The organism is Enterobacter sp. Res13-Sevr-PEC09-46, from assembly GCF_015672585.1.
GTDB classification, from domain to species: domain Bacteria; phylum Pseudomonadota; class Gammaproteobacteria; order Enterobacterales; family Enterobacteriaceae; genus Enterobacter; species Enterobacter hormaechei_C.
In genome coordinates this window covers 80,491-102,752 of sequence record NZ_JADABR010000001.1, presented here as the reverse complement: position 1 = coordinate 102,752, position 22,262 = coordinate 80,491, and the positions used below count along the sequence as shown (strand labels likewise).

Sequence of the window (22,262 nt, the reverse complement as noted above, 5' to 3'; positions counted from 1 at the left end):
TAGATAAGGAATACCCCCATGTCAGAACGTCTCCAAAATGACGTGGATCCGATCGAAACTCGCGACTGGCTACAGGCGATCGAATCGGTCATCCGTGAAGAAGGTGTTGAGCGCGCTCAGTATCTGATTGATCAGCTGCTTTCAGAAGCACGCAAAGGCGGCGTGAAAGTGGCTTCAGGTGCAGGGGCTAGCAACTACGTAAACACGATTGCCGTCGAAGACGAACCGGAATACCCGGGCAATCTGGATCTGGAACGCCGTATCCGTTCTGCTATCCGCTGGAACGCCATCATGACCGTTCTGCGCGCATCCAAGAAGGACCTGGAACTGGGTGGCCACATGGCGTCCTTCCAGTCTTCTGCGACCATTTACGAAGTGTGCTTCAACCACTTCTTCCGTGCAGCTAACGAGAAAGATGGCGGCGATCTGGTGTACTTCCAGGGCCACATCTCTCCGGGCATCTATGCACGTGCCTTCCTGGAAGGTCGTCTGACTGAAGAGCAGATGAACAACTTCCGTCAGGAAGTTCACGGTAAGGGTCTGTCTTCTTACCCGCACCCTAAACTGATGCCTGAGTTCTGGCAGTTCCCGACCGTATCTATGGGTCTGGGTCCAATCGGTGCGATCTATCAGGCTAAATTCCTGAAGTACCTGGAACACCGTGGTCTGAAAGACACCTCTGAGCAGACCGTTTACGCCTTCCTGGGCGACGGTGAAATGGATGAGCCAGAATCTAAAGGCGCGATCACCATCGCGACCCGTGAGAAGCTGGACAACCTGTGCTTCATCATCAACTGTAACCTGCAACGTCTGGATGGTCCGGTAACCGGTAACGGCAAGATCATCAACGAACTGGAAGGCATCTTCGCAGGTGCTGGCTGGAACGTGATCAAAGTGATGTGGGGCGGTCGTTGGGATGAGCTGCTGCGTAAAGACACCAGCGGTAAACTGATCCAGCTGATGAACGAAACCGTTGACGGCGACTACCAGACCTTCAAATCCAAAGACGGTGCCTACGTTCGTGAGCACTTCTTCGGCAAATATCCTGAAACCGCAGCCCTGGTTGCAGACTGGACTGACGAGCAGATCTGGGCGCTGAACCGCGGTGGTCACGATCCGAAGAAAGTTTACGCTGCACTGAAAAAAGCGCGTGAAACCAAAGGTAAAGCGACTGTGATCCTGGCCCACACCATTAAAGGTTACGGCATGGGTGATACCGCAGAAGGTAAAAACATCGCTCACCAGGTTAAGAAAATGAACATGGACGGCGTGCGTTATATCCGCGATCGTTTCAACGTTCCAGTGACCGATGAGCAGGTAGAAAAACTGTCTTACATCACCTTCCCGGAAGGTTCTGAAGAGCACAAGTACCTGCACGAACGTCGTCAGGCGCTGAAAGGCTACCTGCCTGCTCGTCAGCCTAACTTCACCGAGAAGCTGGAACTGCCAGCGCTGGAAGATTTCTCTCAGCTGCTGGAAGAGCAGAACAAAGAGATCTCTACCACTATCGCTTTCGTTCGTGCCCTGAACGTGATGCTGAAGAACAAGTCGATCAAAGATCGTCTGGTTCCAATCATCGCCGACGAAGCGCGTACTTTCGGTATGGAAGGTCTGTTCCGTCAGATCGGTATCTACAGCCCGAACGGTCAGCAGTACACCCCGCAGGACCGTGAGCAGGTTGCATACTACAAAGAAGACGAGAAAGGTCAGATCCTTCAGGAAGGTATCAACGAACTGGGTGCAGGCGCATCCTGGCTGGCTGCTGCGACTTCTTACAGCACCAATAACCTGCCGATGATCCCGTTCTACATCTACTACTCCATGTTCGGGTTCCAGCGTATCGGTGACCTGTGCTGGCAGGCAGGCGACCAGCAGGCTCGCGGCTTCCTGATCGGTGGTACTTCTGGTCGTACGACCCTGAACGGTGAAGGTCTACAGCACGAAGATGGTCACAGCCACATTCAGTCTCTGACTATCCCTAACTGTATCTCTTACGACCCGTCTTACGCGTACGAAGTGGCAGTCATCATGCATGACGGCTTGCAGCGCATGTACGGTGAAGCGCAAGAGAATATTTACTACTACATCACCACCCTGAACGAAAACTACCACATGCCGGCAATGCCAGCAGGTGCCGAGGAAGGTATCCGTAAAGGTATCTACAAACTCGAAACCATCGAAGGTAGCAAAGGTAAAGTTCAGCTGCTGGGCTCCGGTTCTATCCTGCGTCACGTTCGTGAAGCAGCGCAGATCCTGGCGAAAGACTACGGTGTGGGTTCCGATGTGTACTCTGTTACCTCCTTCACTGAACTGGCGCGTGATGGCCAGGATTGTGAGCGCTGGAACATGCTGCACCCAATGGAAACCCCACGCGTTCCGTACATCGCTCAGGTGATGAACGACGCGCCAGCGGTGGCGTCTACTGACTATATGAAACTGTTCGCTGAGCAGGTTCGTACTTACGTTCCAGCTGATGATTATCGCGTACTGGGTACTGACGGCTTCGGTCGTTCTGACAGCCGCGAAAACCTGCGTCACCACTTCGAAGTTGATGCTTCCTACGTGGTGGTAGCAGCACTGGGCGAACTGGCTAAACGTGGCGAAATCGATAAGAAAGTGGTTGCAGACGCAATCACCAAATTCAACATCGATGCAGATAAAGTTAACCCGCGTCTGGCGTAAGAGGTAAAAGAATAATGGCTATCGAAATCAATGTACCGGACATCGGGGCTGATGAAGTTGAAATCACTGAGATCCTGGTCAAAGTGGGCGACAAAGTTGAAGCTGAACAGTCGCTGATCACCGTAGAAGGCGACAAAGCTTCTATGGAAGTCCCGTCTCCTCAGGCTGGCATCGTTAAAGAGATCAAAGTCTCTGTTGGCGATAAAACCGAGACCGGTAAACTGATCATGATTTTCGATTCCGCCGACGGTGCAGCAGCTGCTGCACCTGCGCAGGAAGAGAAGAAAGAAGCCGCTCCTGCTGCTGCTCCAGCAGCGGCCGCGGCAGCGAAAGAAGTGAACGTGCCTGACATCGGCGGTGACGAAGTTGAAGTCACTGAAATCCTGGTGAAAGTGGGCGATACCGTTGCGGCCGAGCAGTCACTGATCACCGTAGAAGGCGACAAAGCCTCTATGGAAGTGCCGGCACCGTTCGCGGGTACCGTTAAAGAGATCAAGATCAACACCGGCGACAAAGTGTCTACGGGTTCCCTGATCATGATTTTCGAAGTGGCGGGCGCTGAAGGTGCTGCGGCTCCAGCGAAAGCGGAAGCTGCTCCGGCTCCGGCTGCTGCACCAGCGGCTGCTGGCGGCGTGAAAGACGTTAACGTACCGGACATCGGCGGTGACGAAGTTGAAGTGACCGAAGTAATGGTAAAAGTGGGCGACAAAGTTGCCGCTGAACAGTCACTGATCACCGTTGAAGGCGACAAAGCTTCTATGGAAGTGCCTGCGCCGTTCGCCGGTACCGTTAAAGAGATCAAAATCAACACCGGCGACAAAGTATCTACCGGCTCTCTGATCATGGTCTTCGAAGTGGAAGGCGCAGCACCTGCCGCCGCTCCAGCTGCCGCGGCTGCTCCGGCACCGGCTGCTGCACCGGCTCAGGCTGCTAAACCGGCTGCTGCCCCTGCTGCTAAAGCAGAAAAATCTGAGTTCGCTGAAAACGACGCTTACGTCCACGCGACTCCGCTGATTCGTCGCCTGGCGCGCGAATTCGGTGTGAACCTGGCGAAAGTGAAGGGCACTGGTCGTAAAGGCCGTATCCTGCGCGAAGACGTTCAGGCTTACGTGAAAGATGCGGTGAAACGCGCCGAAGCTGCACCTGCTGCTGCCGGTGGCGGTATCCCGGGCATGCTGCCATGGCCGAAAGTGGACTTCAGCAAGTTCGGTGAAATCGAAGAAGTGGAACTGGGCCGTATCCAGAAAATCTCGGGTGCTAACCTGAGCCGTAACTGGGTAATGATCCCGCACGTTACCCACTTCGATAAGACCGATATCACCGATCTGGAAGCGTTCCGTAAACAGCAGAACGCCGAAGCTGAGAAGCGTAAGCTGGACGTGAAGTTCACTCCAGTGGTCTTCATCATGAAAGCGGTTGCCGCTGCCCTTGAGCAGATGCCTCGCTTCAACAGCTCCCTGTCCGAAGACGGCCAGAAGCTGACGCTGAAGAAGTACATCAACATCGGTGTTGCGGTTGATACGCCAAATGGTCTGGTTGTTCCGGTCTTCAAAGACGTGAACAAGAAGAGCGTCACTGAGCTGTCCCGTGAACTGACCACCATCTCCAAAAAAGCGCGTGATGGTAAGCTGACTGCCGGCGAAATGCAGGGCGGCTGCTTCACTATCTCCAGCATCGGCGGCCTGGGTACCACCCACTTCGCACCGATTGTGAACGCGCCGGAAGTGGCTATCCTCGGTGTGTCCAAGTCCGCGATGGAGCCGGTGTGGAATGGCAAAGAGTTCGTGCCGCGTCTGATGATGCCAATCTCTCTGTCCTTCGACCACCGCGTGATCGACGGGGCTGATGGTGCGCGTTTCATCACCATCATCAACAACATGCTGAGCGACATTCGCCGCCTGGTGATGTAATCGAAAAGCCGGCCAGTCGGCCGGCTTTTTTCTGATAATCTCATGGGGTTTTTGAGGTTATTGGTGAAAGCGATAATTCGTGAGCCGTTTGTTGTTTCAAAATTGTTAACAATTTTGTAAAATACGGGCGGATAGAACGACCCGGTGGACGACGGGTATACATTAAGAGGTCATGATGAGCACAGAAATCAAAACTCAGGTCGTAGTACTTGGGGCAGGCCCGGCAGGTTACTCCGCAGCATTTCGCGCCGCGGATTTAGGTCTGGAAACCGTCATCGTAGAACGTTACAGCACCCTCGGCGGTGTTTGTCTGAACGTCGGCTGTATCCCTTCTAAAGCGCTGCTGCACGTAGCGAAAGTTATCGAAGAAGCCAAAGCGCTGGCTGAACACGGTATCGTCTTCGGCGAGCCGAAAACCGACATCGACAAAATTCGTACCTGGAAAGAGAAAGTTATCACTCAGCTGACCGGCGGTCTGGCGGGTATGGCCAAAGGCCGTAAAGTGAAAGTGGTAAACGGTCTGGGTAAATTCACCGGTGCGAACACCCTGGAAGTGGAAGGCGAAAACGGTAAAACCGTGATTAACTTCGACAACGCGATCATCGCGGCAGGCTCTCGCCCAATCGAACTGCCATTCATTCCACATGAAGATCCACGCGTGTGGGATTCCACCGATGCGCTGGAGCTGAAAACCGTTCCTGAGCGCCTGCTGGTTATGGGCGGCGGTATCATCGGTCTGGAAATGGGTACCGTGTACCATGCGCTGGGTTCAGAGATCGACGTGGTTGAAATGTTCGACCAGGTTATCCCGGCTGCCGACAAAGACATCGTTAAAGTCTTCACCAAACGCATCAGCAAGAAATTCAACCTGATGCTGGAAACCAAAGTGACTGCCGTTGAAGCGAAAGAAGACGGTATTTACGTTTCCATGGAAGGCAAAAAAGCCCCATCCGAACCACAGCGTTACGACGCCGTGCTGGTGGCTATCGGTCGTGTGCCGAACGGTAAAAACCTCGACGCGGGCAAAGCTGGCGTGGAAGTGGACGACCGTGGCTTCATCCGCGTTGACAAACAGCTTCGCACCAACGTGCCGCACATCTTTGCTATCGGCGATATCGTCGGTCAGCCAATGCTGGCGCACAAAGGTGTTCACGAAGGTCACGTTGCCGCTGAAGTTATCGCCGGCATGAAGCACTACTTCGATCCGAAAGTGATCCCATCTATCGCCTACACCGAGCCAGAAGTTGCATGGGTCGGTCTGACTGAGAAAGAAGCGAAAGAGAAAGGCATCAGCTATGAAACCGCCACCTTCCCGTGGGCTGCTTCTGGCCGTGCTATCGCGTCCGACTGCGCAGACGGTATGACCAAACTGATCTTCGACAAAGAGACTCACCGTGTTATCGGTGGTGCGATTGTCGGTACCAACGGCGGCGAGCTGCTGGGTGAAATCGGTCTGGCTATCGAAATGGGCTGTGACGCGGAAGACATCGCGCTGACCATCCACGCTCACCCGACTCTGCACGAGTCCGTGGGCCTGGCGGCAGAAGTGTTTGAAGGTAGCATTACGGACCTGCCAAACGCGAAAGCGAAGAAGAAATAAATTTCTTCAGATGAAAAAAGCGGCCTGAGGCCGCTTTTTTTATGCGCCGCGTTCAGGGGGTGACAGGCTGCCAGGTTTTATCCGGGTGGTATGCAGCGAGCGCCTGCGCTTTTTGTGCCGAATCGTTGCCGAGATTTGCCTGATGCACCTTGTCATCCTGGTTAACGACAAAGCTCATTACCCCCGTCTGACCATAGCTCACGGGCCAGGCAACCATCGCAAAGCCATTTTTATCCGGCAGAATGCGGAACCGATAGCCGTGATAGCCCATACCCGGCTCCGGCGGGCTGAAGGCGGGACCCAGCGGGCTTGGCGCTTCGCCCGGCGAGATGGGCCAGTACAGGCCGTCTTTTAGCCCTGGCGTGCTGACAATCTTCTGCGCATAGCGGTGGTTCATGGCGTAGTAGCTCTGCTGTGCGTCGACGTAGGCGTGCAGCGCTTCGATAGCCGCGAGTTCGTTGCGGCCGATTTCGCGGGTCAGGATCTCATCAGCCGCTTTCTGCATATCAAATTGCCAGCCCTCTTTTTTCTTCACTACCGGTATGGGGAGTTGCCAGCCGTTATCGCCAACTGACAGATGGGCAATATCGCCGCTGATTTCGGTACGATGGTTAATCTTCCAGTCACGCAGGAATCGAGCTACCGCCTCCGGATCAACCCCTTCAGGTGGCAGATAGTCGCGCCAGTTATCCCCCAGCAGGTCGGCCATCGCGCTCTCATTCTGCTCGCTGATGGCCTTCGTCAGGGTATTGGCCGCCTGCTCAGGCGTGGAGAAAGATTGCTGGGCGCAGGCGAAGGTGGATACCATCAACAACAGCATTCCACCGATCGGTTTCATGTTCATAGCGGCTTCCTTAACGACGATGGAATTCACGGTGTTCGGTATGATGTTCGGACAGCTGCTGGCGGCTTTGCAGCCCGCGCTGGTGCTGGGCCTGCCAGTTGGCCGAGCGGCTGTCGTTGCCGCTCAGGGCGTTTGCCCGCAGCGGCTGATGCTGAACCTGCGTCGGGCGTCTGGTTTGCGCAAGAGTATTATTCATCTGTTGTGCGTGGGGCCGCGCGCTGTCGTAGCCGCGATAGTTGCTGCGCTGAGAGAGCTGCTTCAGCTGCTGCGCGGACGCTGAATGTTGCGGGAAATGCGCGTCGCCATGCTGTAGCTGTGTGAGGGTTTTGCCCGTCGACTGCTGTACCTGCGCCATCGCAGCCTGCCGCTGGCTATCGCGGTTGACCGGCTGCTGCCGGGTAGCGCTCAGCCCGCCCGGCACTGAAGTCTGATGATAGCGGCTGGCAAGCTGGCTATTGGCGTAGGGCACGCCGTTGCGGTAGGTCGGATTATGCTGCCAGACCTGATGATTATCGGTACGGTGCTCGCCGGTGATCTTATTGAAGTTATTAACATTAATATTAATGTTATCGCCGTTATGCGAATAACCGCCGTGGTGATCGTCATCATGATCGTGATGATGTTCGTCGTCATCGTCCCAGTCTATGTTACTGAACAGCGCATAGGTGGTGGCTACGCCGAGGCTATAGCCAAAGCCTCTGACAAAACTATTGGTAAACTGCTGGCCGGGAGACGGGGGCAGATACACAGGCGGATAGCTGGCGTTTGGCCACGTGCCGTAAACGGTGGAAGGGTTGTAGGTAGGGACATAAACCACCTGTGGATCGGCTGGCTCAATTTTAATCACCGTAGGACTAGCCGACGTTGACGTCGCGGCTGTACTGGTGGAGGCTGGCGCAGATTTTTTCACGGTGGTGACGGTCTGCTGCGGGGTGGATTGCAACGTGCCTGTCTGCTGCGCGAGCAGGCGCAGACGCTGCACGGAATCCATCACATCCTTTGGCTGGGCCAGAAAGGCGTCGCCGAGGCTCTGTACCCACGACGGGTTTTCTCCCATCAACGACATTAACTGCGGAAAGGCGACCAGCGATTTCACGCTGGCATCCCATGGCTGCCCGCTGACCGCCTGAATGGCGGTATCGCCCTGCATTTTAGGGTTGTCCTTTGACCACTGGGCGGCCTGAATCACGCTCGCCGGATAGGTTGAGGCCATCAGAATTTGCGACAGCAGCGCGTCGGGATAGAGCGCAATGGGCGCTGTCCACTGATCGATCTGCGCGGCGCTATAGGCCGGAGTCGCCACCGGGGCAGGTTGTGCTGTCGGGGCGGGGAGCTGCGGGGCTACCGGCGCAGGTGCGGGAGCGGGTTCCGTTGCGCGGCTTTTAACGAACATGACGCCTGAGGCGGCAAACAGCCCCGCACTGCAAAGCAGAACAAGAAGATGTGGTTTAAAAGGCAACTTCATAGATTGACTCCAACGAGACGAGTGCAGTGCCGTGAGGCGTTGCTGTTGCCGCGAGTATCATTCACTCGTGTTTTACAGTTTTGACTTTTGTTGGGAAAACCTCCGAAGCATCCGGATAAAGAGTGTGAGTATTTATTACACAATTATATCGGATGGCTGAGCAGGCGACGGACATTCAGAAGGCCGCTCTTGCGAGCGGCCAGCAGCTAGTTGCCGAAGTTGACGACAAACAGCACCATGATGTCGGATATATTCCAGCCACCATGCAGTGCGGTTAGCAGTAAACCGGTCACAACGATCAGCGCAGTGATTCGCATCTCCATTGCGTGCGTTCCTGTACAGGCTACGCGGGTTCATTCTTCACCGGGAAAGGCAGAACCAGGCAAGTTGGTGTTGCCGCGTAGGTTACGGAACTGCTCCCGGGCCCGGTGACTGGTTGCTACACCAGCGAAGCAGGCCGAGAAAAAGAGTAATCGACTCAGTGGGAATTCAGAAGGCGATAAATGAAGTTAACCGTTTTTTCATTCGAAACAGGAAGGCGCCACGCAAAATTGACATAATGGCTTGCAAGCCAGTGGGGCGTGATGCAAAATTCATTGCGTTGGGGTTGCCGCAAATCTGCCAACACGGTGTGCTACCACCGCAAGGCAACAAATAAACCGCTATCAGGCGGTTTTTTTGTGTCTGAAATTCGTCTCGTCTCCCTGCTATACCATGCTTAACGATTCAGCAAATTTTTTAATGTTGCTTTTTTGTAAACAGATTAACACTGTGCAGAAATCCTGCTATGCTGCCCGACGCGGTATCGGGCATTTACCCTACAAACTGCTGTCTCACAGGAGCGTGAAGAGAACGCCCGCCGCATATGACAATGAGAGCGAGGAGAACCGTCGTGCTAGAAGAATACCGTAAGCACGTAGCAGAACGTGCCGCCGAGGGAATTGTACCCAAACCTTTAGATGCAACCCAAATGGCCGCGCTCGTCGAGCTGCTGAAGAACCCGCCTGAGGGCGAAGAAGAATTCCTGTTAGATCTGCTGATCAACCGTGTACCGCCTGGCGTAGATGAAGCTGCCTACGTAAAAGCCGGATTCCTTGCCGCCGTTGCCAAAGGCGAAGCCACCTCCCCACTGGTTACTCCTGAAAAAGCGATTGAACTGCTCGGCACCATGCAGGGCGGCTATAACATTCATCCGCTGATTGACGCGCTGGATAACGACAAGCTGGCGCCAATTGCTGCCAAAGCGCTCTCTTCAACGCTGCTGATGTTCGATAACTTCTACGATGTGGAAGAAAAAGCCAAAGCAGGCAACGTTTACGCGAAGCAGGTGATGCAGTCCTGGGCCGATGCCGAATGGTTCCTGAACCGCCCTCAGCTTGCTGAAAAAATTACCGTTACCGTCTTTAAAGTGACCGGTGAAACCAACACCGATGACCTTTCTCCGGCGCCGGATGCATGGTCTCGCCCGGATATCCCACTGCACGCCCTTGCGATGCTGAAAAACGCCCGTGAAGGCATTGAGCCGGATCAGCCAGGCGTGGTTGGCCCGATCAAACAGATCGAAGCCCTGCAACAAAAAGGTTTCCCGCTGGCTTACGTCGGTGACGTGGTTGGTACCGGTTCTTCCCGTAAATCCGCCACCAACTCCGTGCTGTGGTTCATGGGCGACGACATTCCGCACGTGCCGAACAAGCGCGGCGGCGGCCTGTGCCTCGGCGGCAAAATTGCGCCAATCTTCTTCAACACCATGGAAGATGCGGGCGCGCTGCCAATTGAAGTGGACGTGAGCAACCTGAACATGGGCGACGTGATTGACGTTTACCCGTATAAAGGTGAAGTGCGTAACCACGAAACCAACGAACTGCTGGCCAGCTTCGAACTGAAAACCGACGTGCTGATCGACGAAGTGCGTGCCGGTGGCCGTATCCCGCTGATCATTGGCCGTGGCCTGACCACCAAAGCGCGTGAAGCGCTGGGTCTGCCGCACAGTGACGTATTCCGTCAGGCGAAAGACGTGGCCGAGAGCAACCGCGGTTACTCTCTGGCGCAGAAAATGGTGGGTCGCGCCTGCGGCGTCACTGGTATCCGTCCTGGCGCGTACTGCGAACCGAAAATGACCTCCGTGGGGTCTCAGGACACCACTGGCCCAATGACCCGTGATGAACTGAAAGACCTGGCGTGCCTGGGCTTCTCTTCCGATCTGGTGATGCAATCCTTCTGCCACACCGCGGCGTATCCGAAGCCGGTTGACGTAACCACGCACCACACGCTGCCAGACTTCATTATGAACCGTGGCGGTGTCTCCCTGCGTCCGGGCGACGGCGTTATCCACTCCTGGCTGAACCGCATGCTGCTGCCGGATACCGTCGGTACCGGCGGTGACTCCCATACCCGTTTCCCAATCGGGATCTCCTTCCCGGCGGGTTCCGGTCTGGTGGCGTTTGCCGCAGCGACCGGCGTGATGCCGCTGGATATGCCGGAATCGGTGCTGGTGCGCTTCAAAGGTAAAATGCAGCCGGGCATTACCCTGCGCGATCTGGTGCACGCGATCCCGCTGTATGCCATTAAACAGGGTCTGCTGACCGTCGAGAAGAAAGGCAAGAAAAACATCTTCTCTGGCCGAATTCTGGAAATTGAAGGTCTGCCGGATCTGAAAGTGGAGCAGGCGTTCGAGCTGACCGATGCCTCAGCCGAGCGTTCTGCGGCGGGCTGTACCATCAAGCTGAACAAAGAGCCGATTATTGAGTATCTGACCTCCAACATCGTGCTGCTGAAGTGGATGATAGCGGAAGGCTACGGCGACCGTCGTACGCTGGAGCGTCGTATTCAGGGCATGGAAAAATGGCTGGCGGATCCGCAGCTGCTGGAAGCCGATGCAGACGCAGAGTACGCGGCGGTGATTGAGATCGATCTGGCGGATATCAAAGAGCCAATCCTGTGTGCGCCTAACGATCCGGACGATGCGCGTCTGCTCTCTGACGTACAGGGCGATAAGATCGACGAAGTGTTCATCGGCTCCTGTATGACCAACATCGGCCACTTCCGTGCTGCCGGTAAGCTGCTGGATACCCACAAAGGCCAGCTGCCGACCCGTCTGTGGGTGGCGCCGCCAACCCGTATGGATGCGGCGCAGCTGACCGAAGAGGGCTACTACAGCGTGTTTGGTAAGAGCGGGGCGCGTATCGAAATCCCTGGCTGTTCCCTGTGTATGGGCAACCAGGCGCGCGTGGCCGACGGTGCGACGGTGGTTTCCACCTCAACCCGTAACTTCCCTAACCGTTTAGGAACCGGGGCGAACGTTTACCTGGCCTCTGCGGAGCTGGCGGCGGTTGCGGCGCTGATTGGCAAACTGCCAACGCCGGAAGAGTACCAGACCTTTGTGGCTCAGGTAGATAAGACGGCGGTGGATACTTATCGTTATCTGAACTTCGACCAGCTCTCTCAGTACACCGAGAAGGCTGACGGGGTGATCTTCCAGACCGCAGTATAAATGCTACCCTCTCCCGTGGGAGAGGGGCTGGGGGTGAGGGCACCAGACCGCTCCGCACCTGACCCATTGCCCGGTGGCGCTACGCTTACCGGGCCTACAAAACCCATCGCAACGTCGGTGGGTTTTTTATTTTCATTCCTCCCACCTCTCCCGCTTTTTTTCTTCCTCTCTGCTGCGATAATTACCCTAATGGCTTTGCAGAGGAAAACGCTATGGATTACGAATTTTTGCGCGACATCACCGGCGTGGTGAAAGTGCGAATGTCGATGGGGCACGAAGCCGTTGGACACTGGTTTAACGAAGAGGTGAAAGAGAACCTCGCGCTGCTGGATGAAGTCGAACAGGCGGCGGAAACGGTGAAAGGCAGTGAACGCTCCTGGCAACGCGCCGGGCACGAATACACGCTGTGGATGGATGGCGAAGAGGTGATGGTGCGCGCCAACCAACTTGAGTTCTCGGGTGATGAGATGGAAGAGGGGATGAGCTACTACGACGAAGAGAGCCTGTCGCTGTGCGGCGTGGAAGACTTTCTGAGCGTGTTGAACGCCTACCGCGATTTTATGCAACAGAAGTAACTCCCCGAAGCGTCCCTGCTCCGGATCACGTTTACACGGTCGGAATGTTACGGCCGTAGTAAATTTCGCGCATCTCTTTCCAGAGCAGGTCGGTAATGACCTTACGCTCTTCGTCACTTAAATCTTCCGGCCTGGTATGGAACATATAGTGCTTAAGATCGAACTCTTTAAGCATCATCTTGGTATGGAAGATATTCTCCTGATAGACGTTCACATCCATCATGTCGTACAGCGACTTCATGTCTTCGGACATGAAGTTCTGAATGGAGTTGATCTCATGATCAATGAAGTGCTTCATGCCGTTGATATCACGGGTAAAACCGCGCACGCGATAATCAATAGTGACGATATCGGATTCCAGCTGGTGGATTAAATAATTCAACGCATTCAGCGGTGAAATCACGCCGCAGGTCGACACTTCAATATCCGCGCGGAAGGTACACAGCCCGCCTTCCGGGTGGCTTTCCGGGTAGGTGTGCACGCAGATGTGGCTTTTATCCAGGTGGGCGACTACCACTTCCGGCAGCGGGCCGGGGTGCTCGGTTTTGTCGATAAGCTTCGGGTCAACCGGCTCTTCACTCACCAGAATGGTGACGCTCGCACCCTGAGGCTCATAATCCTGGCGCGCGATATTCAGGATGTTCGCGCCGATAATCGAGCAGGTCTCTGTCAGGATCTCGGTCAGACGGTTGGCGTTGTAGAGTTCATCGATATAGGCGATGTAACCATCGCGCTCTTCTGCTGTTTTGGCGTAGCAGATATCGTAAATACAAAAACTCAGGCTTTTGGTCAGATTGTTAAAGCCATGCAGTTTAAGCTTTTTCAATTAGTTCACCTCCTTTGAGGACAGCGCGTCTTGCAGATATTGAGGCAACGCAAAGGCTGCGGTGTGGATCGCCGGGTTGTAGTAGCGGCACTGGAGTCCGGCCTGGTGGAAGCGGGCCTGCACGATCTCGGTAGAGAGATGGCGCAGAACGTCGTTATCCGTCGCCCAGGCAAAGGTCATGATCCCGCCGTAGTAAGTGGGGATCGCCGCCTGGTAGAAGCTGACGTCAGCAAAATAGGTGCTCAGCTTACGGTGGCTATCAAGCGCTTCATCCTGTTGCAGGAAGCAAACGCCGTTTTGCGCCACAAAAATACCGCCAGGCTTCAAGCAGCGTTTGCAGCCTTCGTAAAACGACGAGGTAAACAGCGATGCGCCCGGGCCGATAGGGTCGGTACAGTCAGAGATAATGACATCAAACGTTTGCGTGGTCTGGTTAACAAAATTGACGCCATCGTCGATAACCAGATTAAACCGCGGATCGTCATAGCTGCCGGCATTGTGGTTGGGCAGATACTGGCGGCAGAACGACACCACACCGGCGTCGATTTCCACCATGGTGATGGTTTCGACATTCTGATGGCGAGAGACTTCACGCAGCATCGCGCCGTCGCCGCCGCCGATAATCAGCACGTCCTTCGCGTGGCCGTGGGCCAGCAGCGGGACGTGGGTCATCATTTCGTGATAGATAAACTCGTCGCGCTCGGTGGTTTGCACCACGCCGTCCAGCGCCATCACGCGGCCAAAGGCGGCGTTTTCGAAGATTATCAAATCCTGATGATCGGTTTTCTCATGATAGAGCACGTTATCCACGGCAAAATACTGACCAAACTGGTCATGCAGCGTTTCTTGCCATACCGTTTTTTCGGTCATGGGGAGCACCTCCTTCGTTAACATCCATTACATCCGGCAGATGGGCGCAACACAACACCGCCGTGAGGCGGTAAGCGGGTCAACAAGGGGCGTCGGGAAGGTTACTTCACGTAGGCGAGCAGGCTGAGTGAATCGCGAGCCAGCGCTTTGCATTTTTTAGCAGTGGGAATGCCAATACCGCTTAAATCACGGTAGCTGTCTTCACCGAGCGCCTTCATGTCGAAGCTGTCGTAGTTGCTGAGGTCCCATTGATTCTGCTGGGCAAAAAAGACCAGTGCGCGACGAATTTGCCCATTGGGTAAATTCTGGTAACCACAATCGTTTTTCAGAAAAACAAAAACTGCCGTCAGATCGGCCATATCTTCCGCTTCGTTTTCACTTAGCGCGTAACTGTTCGCACACATCGCCATCAGGCTGGCGAACAAAATTGTTCTGAAAAACGTCTTCATTGCCTTTACCACTGCATCACGGAAAATTAACGTTAGCATACTTGATGCCAGGCCGACGATCTTTATTATTGCCGCCGTGCTTGACCTTCCGGTAAGGGGAGGGTTTATGCTCAAAAGATCGCCTGCTGGAAATAAGGAAATGCACATGCAACGTCGTGATTTTTTAAAATTTTCTGCCGCGCTGGGGGTTGCCAGCGCGTTACCTCTCTGGAGCCGCGCCGTTTTTGCCGCCGACAGACCGGCTTTACCCATTCCTGAATTACTCTCCTCAGATGCCCGCAGCCGCATTCAGCTTGTGGTGCAGGCCGGTAAAACCACGTTCGGTCAGCACGACGCTACGACGTGGGGCTATAACGGCAATCTGCTCGGCCCGGCGTTGCGGTTACGCAAAGGGAAGGCGGTGACGGTAGACATTCATAACACGCTTGCGGAAGAGACCACGCTGCACTGGCACGGGCTGGAAGTCCCGGGCGAAGTGGATGGGGGGCCTCAGGGCATCATCAGGCCTGGTGGTAAACGCAGCGTAACCTTTACCCCGGAACAACGCGCGGCGACCTGCTGGTTCCACCCGCATCAGCATGGCAAAACGGGCCATCAGGTGGCGATGGGGCTGGCCGGCCTGGTGCTGATTGAAGACGATGAAAGCCGCCTGCTGCGCCTGCCGAAACAGTGGGGAATCGACGATGTCCCGGTGATTGTGCAGGACAAAAAATTCAACGCTGACGGGCAAATTGACTATCAGCTGGACGTAATGAGCGCGGCGGTAGGCTGGTTTGGCGATACACTCCTGACCAACGGCGCGATCTACCCGCAGCATGCCGCGCCAAAAGGCTGGCTGCGCTTACGTCTGCTTAACGGCTGTAACGCCCGCTCGCTGAACTTCGCCACCAGCGATAAACGCCCGCTTTACGTGGTGGCAAGCGACGGCGGCCTGCTGCCGGAGCCGGTGAAGGTGAGCGAGCTGCCGATGCTGATGGGGGAGCGCTTCGAGGTGCTGGTGGACATCAGCGATGGCAAAGCGTTTGACCTGGTGACCCTGCCGGTCAGCCAGATGGGGATGGCCGTTGCGCCGTTTGATAAGCCGCATCCGGTCCTGCGCATTCAGCCGCTACAGATCACCGCCTCCGGTACGCTGCCGGAGACCCTCACCACGCTGCCAGCACTCCCGTCGCTGGACGGGCTTACGCAGCGTAAACTTCAGCTTTCTATGGATCCGATGCTAGACATGATGGGCATGCAGGCGCTGATGAAGAAGTACGGCAATCAGGCCATGGCGGGAATGCATCACGGCCAGATGATGGGCCATATGAATATGGACCACGGTAAAATGGGCGGCATGGATCACGGCGGCCATGGTTTCGATTTCCACAACGCCAACCGCATCAACGGCAAAGCGTTCGATATGAACACGCCCATGTTCGCCGCCACGAAAGGGCAGTTTGAACGCTGGGTGATTTCAGGCGAAGGCGACATGATGCTGCACCCGTTCCATATCCACGGCACGCAGTTCCGTATTCTGTCTGAAAATGGTAAAGCACCGGAGGCGCATCGTGCGGGCTGGAAAGATACGGTGAGGGTGGAAGGCGGCGTCAGCGAGGTGCTGGTGAAGTTTGACCACGAGGCGCCGAAAGAGTTTGCCTATATGGCCCACTGTCATCTGCTGGAGCATGAAGATACGGGGATGATGCTCGGTTTTACCGTATAAAAAAAGCCGGGTGGCGGCTTCGCCTTACCCGGCCTACATAGGGCACCCGTAGGCCCGGTAAGCGTTAGCGCCACCGGGCTTTTTCGTTACTTAGCGTCGTCAGGCAGTGCATACGCGACAATATAGTCGCCCATCTTCGTGCCAAACGAACCGTGACCACCCGCAGAGATGACAACGTACTGCTTGCCATTCACTTCATAGGTCATCGGCGTTGCCTGTCCACCGGCTGGCAGACGGCCTTGCCACAGTTTCTCACCGTTGGTCATGTTGTACGCGCGCAGGTAGTTATCTGCGGTTGCCGCGATGAACAGCACGTTACCGGCGGTGGAGATTGGGCCACCCAGCATTGGCATACCCATATTGAAAGGCACTGGAACAGGCATCGGGAACGGCATGCTGTCCTGTGGCGTACCAATACGTTTCTTCCAGACGATCTTGTTGGTCTTCAGATCCAGACCGGAGATGTAACCCCAGGCAGGCTGTTTACACGGCAGACCGAACGGAGAAAGGAACGGATTCAGGGTCACACCATAAGGAACGCCATACTGCGGCTGGATACCGGCTTCGGTACCGCTGCCTTTCGCATCTTTCGGCTGCTCCATTGGGTTACCCGGACCACGAGGGATCAGGCGGGAAACGAACGGCAGCGCCATTGGGTTAGCGATGGCGACCTGACGGTTAGGGTCAACGGAGATCCCACCCCATTCGAACATCCCCAGGTTACCCGGGAAGACCAGCGTACCCTGCTCTGACGGCGGGGTGAAAATCCCTTCGTAGCGCAGCTGGTGGAACATCACGCGGCATACCAGCTGGTCAAACATGGTGGCACCCCACATGTCTGCACCGCTGAGATCTTTCTTCGGACGGAAGCTCAGGTCAGAGAACGGCTGCGTTTTGGTGACGTAGTCGCCTTTGGCCGCACCCTGCGGAACCGGTTTTTCCGGCGCAGGAACAACCAGCTTACCGTTGCTACGATCAAGCACGAAGATGTTACCGGTTTTCGCCGGGGCGTAAATCACCGGTACGGTTTTACCGTTAACGGTAATGTCCGCCAGCGTCGGCTGGGACGGCATATCCATATCCCACAGATCGTGGTGAACGGTCTGGTAGCTCCATGCCAGTTTACCGGTCGTTGCGTTCAGCGCCACGATGGAGCTGGCGTAACGTTCCTGCTCCGGCGTACGGTTACCGCCCCAGATATCCGGCGTGGTCACGCCCATCGGCAGGTAGACCAGGTCCAGCTTCGCGTCATACGCTGCCGGTGCCCAGGAGTTCGGTGAGTTGAAGGTAAAGGTGTGTTCATCCGATGGGATCGCGTTAGGATCTTTCGCGCCCGGGTCGAAGGCCCACAGCAGTTTACCGGTGTTCACGTCGAAACCACGGATAACGCCGGAGGTTTCACGGGTAGAGAAGTTATCCGTTACCGAACCGGCAATCACGATGGTTTTGTCGGTGATGATTGGCGGGGAGGTCGGCTCATACAGGCCCGGCGTGGTGTCCGGCATGTTGGTCTGAAGATTCAGAATGCCTTTATTGGCGAAGGTTTCGCACAGCTTGCCGGTCTCAGCGTTAATGGCAAACAGGCGGCCATCGTTCACCGGCAGCATAATGCGGCGAGGACAGTCGGCAATGACTTCCGGGCTGGCATTATCGGCGCGCGCTTCGTGGTAAGAGACGCCGCGGCAGGTAATGTGCTGGAACGACGGGTTGGAGTTCAGCTGTGGATCAAAGTGCCATTTCTCTTTACCGGTAGCCGCGTCGAGCGCGAACAGACGCTGGTGCGCCGTACACAGGTAGAGCATGTTGCCCACTTTAATCGGGGTCACTTCGTTGGTCAGCTCACCCGGATCGTTTGGCATCTTCAGGTCGCCGGTACGGAATACCCAGGCTTCCTTCAGGTTTTTCACGTTGTCCGCGTTGATCTGCTTCAGCGGGGAGTAGCGTTGACCTTCCTGATTACGACCATAAGCAGGCCAGTCCCCGTCCGCCACCTGCGAAATAGCCGCAGCCGGCGTAGATTCCGCGTTCAGCGTACCGTTGATCTCCTGCGGGTCGTTAAAACCGGCCCAGGTCAGGATGCCGCCACTAATCAGCAGGGCAACGACCAGACCGGCCACGGCGCCACTGGAAGGGACGATCAGACGACGCCAGACAAACGGCAGGATCAGCCAGATACCGAAGAAGACCAGAATGTCGCTGCGCGGCGTCAACGCCCAGAAGTCGAACCCGACTTCCCAGACGCCCCAGATCATGGTTGCGAGCAGTAACGCTGCGTACAGCCACAGAGCAGATTGTTTTCTGCGTAAAAGCAGGACGGTTACGCCAACCATAACCAGACCCGCAATCGGGTAGTACCAGGAGCCGCCAATCGCGACCAGCCATACGCCACCGATTAACAAATACAGCGCGCAGAATGCGGCAAACGCGGCTGTTAATGTCACCAGTAGACGCGGCTGTTTAGTTTTTGTTTCAGCCATAGAAAAGTACTCGTCAGTTTTGTTAATTATTTGCTAGCAATTAATTATAGGTATTAACAACTGTGATCGGAATCACAAATATTGCTTTTTATAACTCATACGCCAGGCTTATCCATTTACTGGTATAATGGCTGGCTTGCGTATCGATGCCGGAGCGAGAGTCATCCGCATTGAGAGATTTTCACTAAAATCATTTGGTTAGTAATATGAAACATACTGTTGAAGTGATGATCCCGGAAGCCGAGATCAAAGCGCGTATCGCCGAACTGGGTCGTCAAATCACCGAACATTACAAGGACAGCGGCAGCGAAATGGTGCTGGTCGGTCTGTTGCGTGGCTCTTTCATGTTCATGGCAGACCTGTGCCGTGAAGTGCAGGTGCCGCACGAGGTCGATTTTATGACCGCCTCCAGCTACGGCAGCGGCATGTCCACAACCCGTGATGTGAAAATCCTGAAAGATCTGGATGAAGATATTCGTGGCAAAGATGTGTTGATTGTTGAGGACATCATCGACTCCGGCAACACGCTCTCTAAAGTGCGTGAGATCCTGAGCCTGCGTGAACCAAAATCACTGGCGATTTGTACTCTGCTGGATAAGCCTGAGCGCCGTGAAGTGCAGGTGCCGGTGGAGTTCGTTGGTTTCTCCATCCCGGACGAATTCGTGGTGGGTTACGGCATTGATTATGCACAGCGTTATCGCCATCTGCCGTATGTTGGGAAAGTAGTGATTCTGGACGAATAATTGCGGGCTGATGCCCTCACCCCAGCCCTCTCCCACAGGGAGAGGGTGAAAACCCCCGGCTTTGTTATTTATGGTTAACGTGCTTAAGCTTGAGGTTGGCAATTCCCGAGCGGTAACGCTGTTCCAGCGTTTCGCGGTTGGTGGCGGTCACTTCCAGATTGCGTAGCAGGCCGTCGTGAATACCGTACGCCCAGCCGTGGATGGAGACCTTCTGTCCGCGTTTCCAGGCAGACTGCATAATCGTCGAGTGGCCCAGGTTATAGACCTGCTCCATCACGTTCAGCTCACACAGCGTGTCGAGACGGCGCTCCTGCGGCATTTCGCCCAGCAGTGAGCTATGTTTGAACCAGATATCACGGATGTGCAGCAGCCAGTTATCGATTAACCCCAGCTCTGTATTTTCGACCGCCGCCTGTACGCCGCCGCAGCCGTAGTGGCCACAAATAATGATGTGCTCAACCTCCAGAACGTCAACGGCATACTGAACAACCGAAAGGCAGTTGAGATCGGTATGAATAACGAGGTTAGCCACATTGCGGTGAACAAACAGTTCGCCCGGTTCAAGACCGGTCAGACGTTCGGCGGGGACGCGGCTGTCGGAACATCCAATCCAGAGAAAGCGCGGGTTCTGCGCCTGTGCCAGTTTTCCAAAAAATCCGGGGTCTTCCTCCACCAGCATTTTTGACCATAGTGCATTGTTGCTGATGAGTGTATCTATGTCGTTCATGGAGGTTAGCGACCTGTAACCAAGTGATTGCGTTGCGCTACTATAGGGTAACCCGACTTTTAATGAAACCACACAACGTGTGTCAGAACTTAAGGTAAGTTGAATTCATGGCGATTGCACTGGAGCTTGAACAGCTCAAAAAAACCTACCCGGGGGGCGTCCAGGCGCTGCGCGGGATAGATCTTAAAGTCGAAGCGGGAGATTTCTACGCGCTTCTGGGGCCGAACGGGGCGGGAAAATCGACCACCATCGGGATTATCAGCTCGCTGGTCAATAAAACGTCTGGCCGCGTTAGCGTGTTTGGCTACGACCTGCAAAAAGACGTGGTCAACGCCAAGCGCCAGCTGGGGCTGGTGCCGCAGGAGTTCAACTTCAACCCGTTTGAGACGGTACAGCAGATTGTTGTTAACCAGGCGGGTTACTATGGCGTTGAGCGCAAAGAAGCGCTGGAGCGCAGCGAAAAGTATCTCAAACAGCTTGACCTGTGGGAGAAGCGTAACGAGCGCGCGCGGATGTTGTCCGGGGGGATGAAGCGCCGCCTGATGATTGCTCGCGCGCTGATGCACGAGCCAAAGCTGCTCATTCTTGATGAACCGACCGCTGGCGTGGATATTGAACTGCGCCGTTCCATGTGGGGCTTCCTGAAGGATCTGAACGACAAAGGCACCACCATCATTCTGACCACGCACTACCTTGAAGAGGCAGAGATGCTGTGCCGCAACATCGGCATCATTCAGCACGGCGAGCTGGTGGAAAACACCTCGATGAAGAACCTGCTCTCCAAGCTAAAATCAGAGACCTTTATCCTCGATCTGGCGGCGAAAAGCGCCCTGCCGAAGCTGGAGGGGTATAACTATCGCCTGGTCGATACCTCGACGCTGGAGGTAGAAGTGCTGCGCGAGCAGGGAATCAACAGCGTGTTCTCCCAGCTGAGCGCGCAGGGCGTTCAGGTATTAAGCATGCGTAACAAAGCGAACCGACTGGAAGAGCTGTTTGTCTCTCTGGTGCACGATAAACAAGGAGACAAGGCATGACGCATCTTTACTGGGTCGCGCTGAAAAGCATCTGGGCGAAAGAGATTAACCGCTTTATGCGCATCTGGGTGCAAACCCTGGTGCCGCCGGTGATCACCATGACGCTCTACTTCATCATTTTCGGCAACCTGATTGGCTCCCGCATTGGTGAGATGCACGGCTTTACCTATATGCAGTTTATCGTGCCGGGCCTGATCATGATGGCAGTGATCACCAACGCTTACGCGAACGTGGCATCCTCATTCTTCAGCGCCAAGTTCCAGCGCAACATTGAAGAGCTGCTGGTGGCGCCAGTGCCGACGCACGTCATTATCGCCGGTTACGTGGGCGGCGGCGTGGCGCGCGGGCTGTGCGTGGGTATTCTGGTGACGGCGATTTCGCTGTTCTTCGTGCCGTTCCAGGTGCACTCGTGGCTATTCGTCGCGCTCACGTTATTGCTTACTGCGATCCTGTTCTCACTGGCTGGCTTGCTGAATGCCGTGTTCGCCAAAACGTTTGATGACATCAGCCTGATCCCGACCTTCGTGCTGACGCCGCTGACCTATCTGGGCGGGGTGTTCTACTCCCTGACGCTGCTGCCGCCGTTCTGGCAGGCGCTGTCGCACCTGAACCCGATTGTCTATATGATCAGCGGCTTCCGCTTTGGTTTCCTCGGCATTAACGATGTCCCGCTGTTCACCACCGTTGTGGTGCTGGCGGTATTTATCGTGGCGTTCTATCTGCTGTGCTGGTATTTGATCCAGCGTGGACGTGGGCTGCGTAGCTAATCTTCTGCCCGGCGACGTTCTGTTTGCCGGGCACTTTCTTTGACAGTTATCACCGTAAACTAACCTTCACCTGGATAAACTACTCGCCTGCTAAGGAG

The 22,262-nt window shown here is 55.3% G+C and carries 16 protein-coding genes; 9 read left to right on the top strand and 7 right to left on the bottom strand.

Annotated features, from left to right (window positions below; all coding sequences use genetic code 11):
• The first annotated feature begins 18 nt into the window (after window positions 1–18).
• The 3 genes from aceE (at window position 19) to lpdA (ending at window position 6,192) form a co-directional block, all read left to right on the top strand.
• Entirely contained in the window at window positions 19–2,682 is a 2,664-nt protein-coding gene (gene aceE, locus IMQ56_RS00450) for a pyruvate dehydrogenase (acetyl-transferring), homodimeric type (protein ID WP_003856315.1), read from the top strand.
• Between the two features lie 14 nt (window positions 2,683–2,696).
• A complete protein-coding gene (gene aceF / locus IMQ56_RS00445) occupies window positions 2,697–4,592 on the top strand; it encodes a pyruvate dehydrogenase complex dihydrolipoyllysine-residue acetyltransferase (protein ID WP_017694504.1) in 1,896 nt (631 codons plus the stop codon).
• Window positions 4,593–4,767: 175 nt separating this feature from the next.
• Complete coding sequence (gene lpdA / locus IMQ56_RS00440) at window positions 4,768–6,192, top strand: dihydrolipoyl dehydrogenase (protein ID WP_032647260.1); 1,425 nt, start codon at window positions 4,768–4,770, stop codon at window positions 6,190–6,192.
• Between the two features lie 52 nt (window positions 6,193–6,244).
• On the opposite strand, the gene IMQ56_RS00435 is transcribed toward lpdA, so the two are convergent.
• Both IMQ56_RS00435 and IMQ56_RS00430 read right to left on the bottom strand, forming a co-directional pair.
• Window positions 6,245–7,036 carry a DUF2950 family protein gene (locus IMQ56_RS00435; RefSeq protein ID WP_017694503.1) on the bottom strand — a complete coding sequence of 264 codons (792 nt, stop codon included), beginning with the start codon at window positions 7,034–7,036 and terminating at the stop codon, window positions 6,245–6,247.
• Window positions 7,037–7,046: 10 nt separating this feature from the next.
• Complete coding sequence (locus IMQ56_RS00430; RefSeq protein WP_047717364.1) at window positions 7,047–8,501, bottom strand: DUF3300 domain-containing protein; 1,455 nt, start codon at window positions 8,499–8,501, stop codon at window positions 7,047–7,049.
• Between the two features lie 892 nt (window positions 8,502–9,393).
• Here IMQ56_RS00430 and acnB point away from each other — a divergent pair.
• The gene (gene acnB, locus IMQ56_RS00425; RefSeq protein WP_017383766.1) at window positions 9,394–11,991 is read left to right on the top strand and encodes a bifunctional aconitate hydratase 2/2-methylisocitrate dehydratase; all 2,598 of its coding nucleotides are present in this window, start codon (window positions 9,394–9,396) and stop codon (window positions 11,989–11,991) included.
• Between the two features lie 212 nt (window positions 11,992–12,203).
• Window positions 12,204–12,566: a protein YacL gene (gene yacL, locus IMQ56_RS00420; RefSeq protein WP_015572693.1), complete on the top strand. Its 363-nt coding sequence runs from the start codon at window positions 12,204–12,206 to the stop codon at window positions 12,564–12,566.
• Window positions 12,567–12,597: 31 nt separating this feature from the next.
• On the opposite strand, the gene speD is transcribed toward yacL, so the two are convergent.
• The 3 genes from speD to IMQ56_RS00405 form a co-directional block, all read right to left on the bottom strand.
• Window positions 12,598–13,392 (bottom strand): adenosylmethionine decarboxylase, encoded by a 795-nt coding sequence (speD, locus tag IMQ56_RS00415; protein ID WP_017694500.1) that lies wholly within the window; start codon window positions 13,390–13,392, stop codon window positions 12,598–12,600.
• Complete coding sequence (gene speE, locus IMQ56_RS00410) at window positions 13,393–14,262, bottom strand: polyamine aminopropyltransferase (RefSeq protein WP_015572694.1); 870 nt, start codon at window positions 14,260–14,262, stop codon at window positions 13,393–13,395. It lies immediately after the preceding gene.
• A gap of 101 nt (window positions 14,263–14,363) precedes the next feature.
• Window positions 14,364–14,711: a YacC family pilotin-like protein gene (locus tag IMQ56_RS00405; protein ID WP_003856306.1), complete on the bottom strand. Its 348-nt coding sequence runs from the start codon at window positions 14,709–14,711 to the stop codon at window positions 14,364–14,366.
• Between the two features lie 145 nt (window positions 14,712–14,856).
• Here IMQ56_RS00405 and cueO point away from each other — a divergent pair, with 145 nt between their 5' ends.
• Window positions 14,857–16,416 (top strand): multicopper oxidase CueO, encoded by a 1,560-nt coding sequence (gene cueO / locus IMQ56_RS00400; RefSeq protein WP_196063542.1) that lies wholly within the window; start codon window positions 14,857–14,859, stop codon window positions 16,414–16,416.
• Between the two features lie 86 nt (window positions 16,417–16,502).
• Here the strand turns inward: cueO and IMQ56_RS00395 are convergent, their stop codons facing one another.
• Entirely contained in the window at window positions 16,503–18,893 is a 2,391-nt protein-coding gene (locus tag IMQ56_RS00395; RefSeq protein WP_003856304.1) for a glucose/quinate/shikimate family membrane-bound PQQ-dependent dehydrogenase, read from the bottom strand.
• 206 nt (window positions 18,894–19,099) lie between these two features.
• On the opposite strand from IMQ56_RS00395, the gene hpt reads away from it, so the two are divergent.
• Window positions 19,100–19,636, top strand: a complete 537-nt coding sequence (gene hpt, locus IMQ56_RS00390; RefSeq protein ID WP_003856303.1) for a hypoxanthine phosphoribosyltransferase — start codon at window positions 19,100–19,102, stop codon at window positions 19,634–19,636.
• A 64-nt stretch (window positions 19,637–19,700) separates the two neighbouring features.
• Here the strand turns inward: hpt and can are convergent, their stop codons facing one another.
• Window positions 19,701–20,363 carry a carbonate dehydratase gene (gene can, locus IMQ56_RS00385; protein ID WP_003856301.1) on the bottom strand — a complete coding sequence of 221 codons (663 nt, stop codon included), beginning with the start codon at window positions 20,361–20,363 and terminating at the stop codon, window positions 19,701–19,703.
• 107 nt (window positions 20,364–20,470) lie between these two features.
• Here can and IMQ56_RS00380 point away from each other — a divergent pair, with 107 nt between their 5' ends.
• Window positions 20,471–21,397 (top strand): ABC transporter ATP-binding protein, encoded by a 927-nt coding sequence (locus IMQ56_RS00380; RefSeq protein ID WP_017383763.1) that lies wholly within the window; start codon window positions 20,471–20,473, stop codon window positions 21,395–21,397.
• Window positions 21,394–22,164, top strand: coding sequence for an ABC transporter permease (locus tag IMQ56_RS00375; protein WP_032652590.1), 771 nt, complete (start codon window positions 21,394–21,396; stop codon window positions 22,162–22,164). Before IMQ56_RS00380 ends, IMQ56_RS00375 begins: the two co-directional genes overlap by 4 nt.
• Window positions 22,165–22,262: the final 98 nt, after the last annotated feature.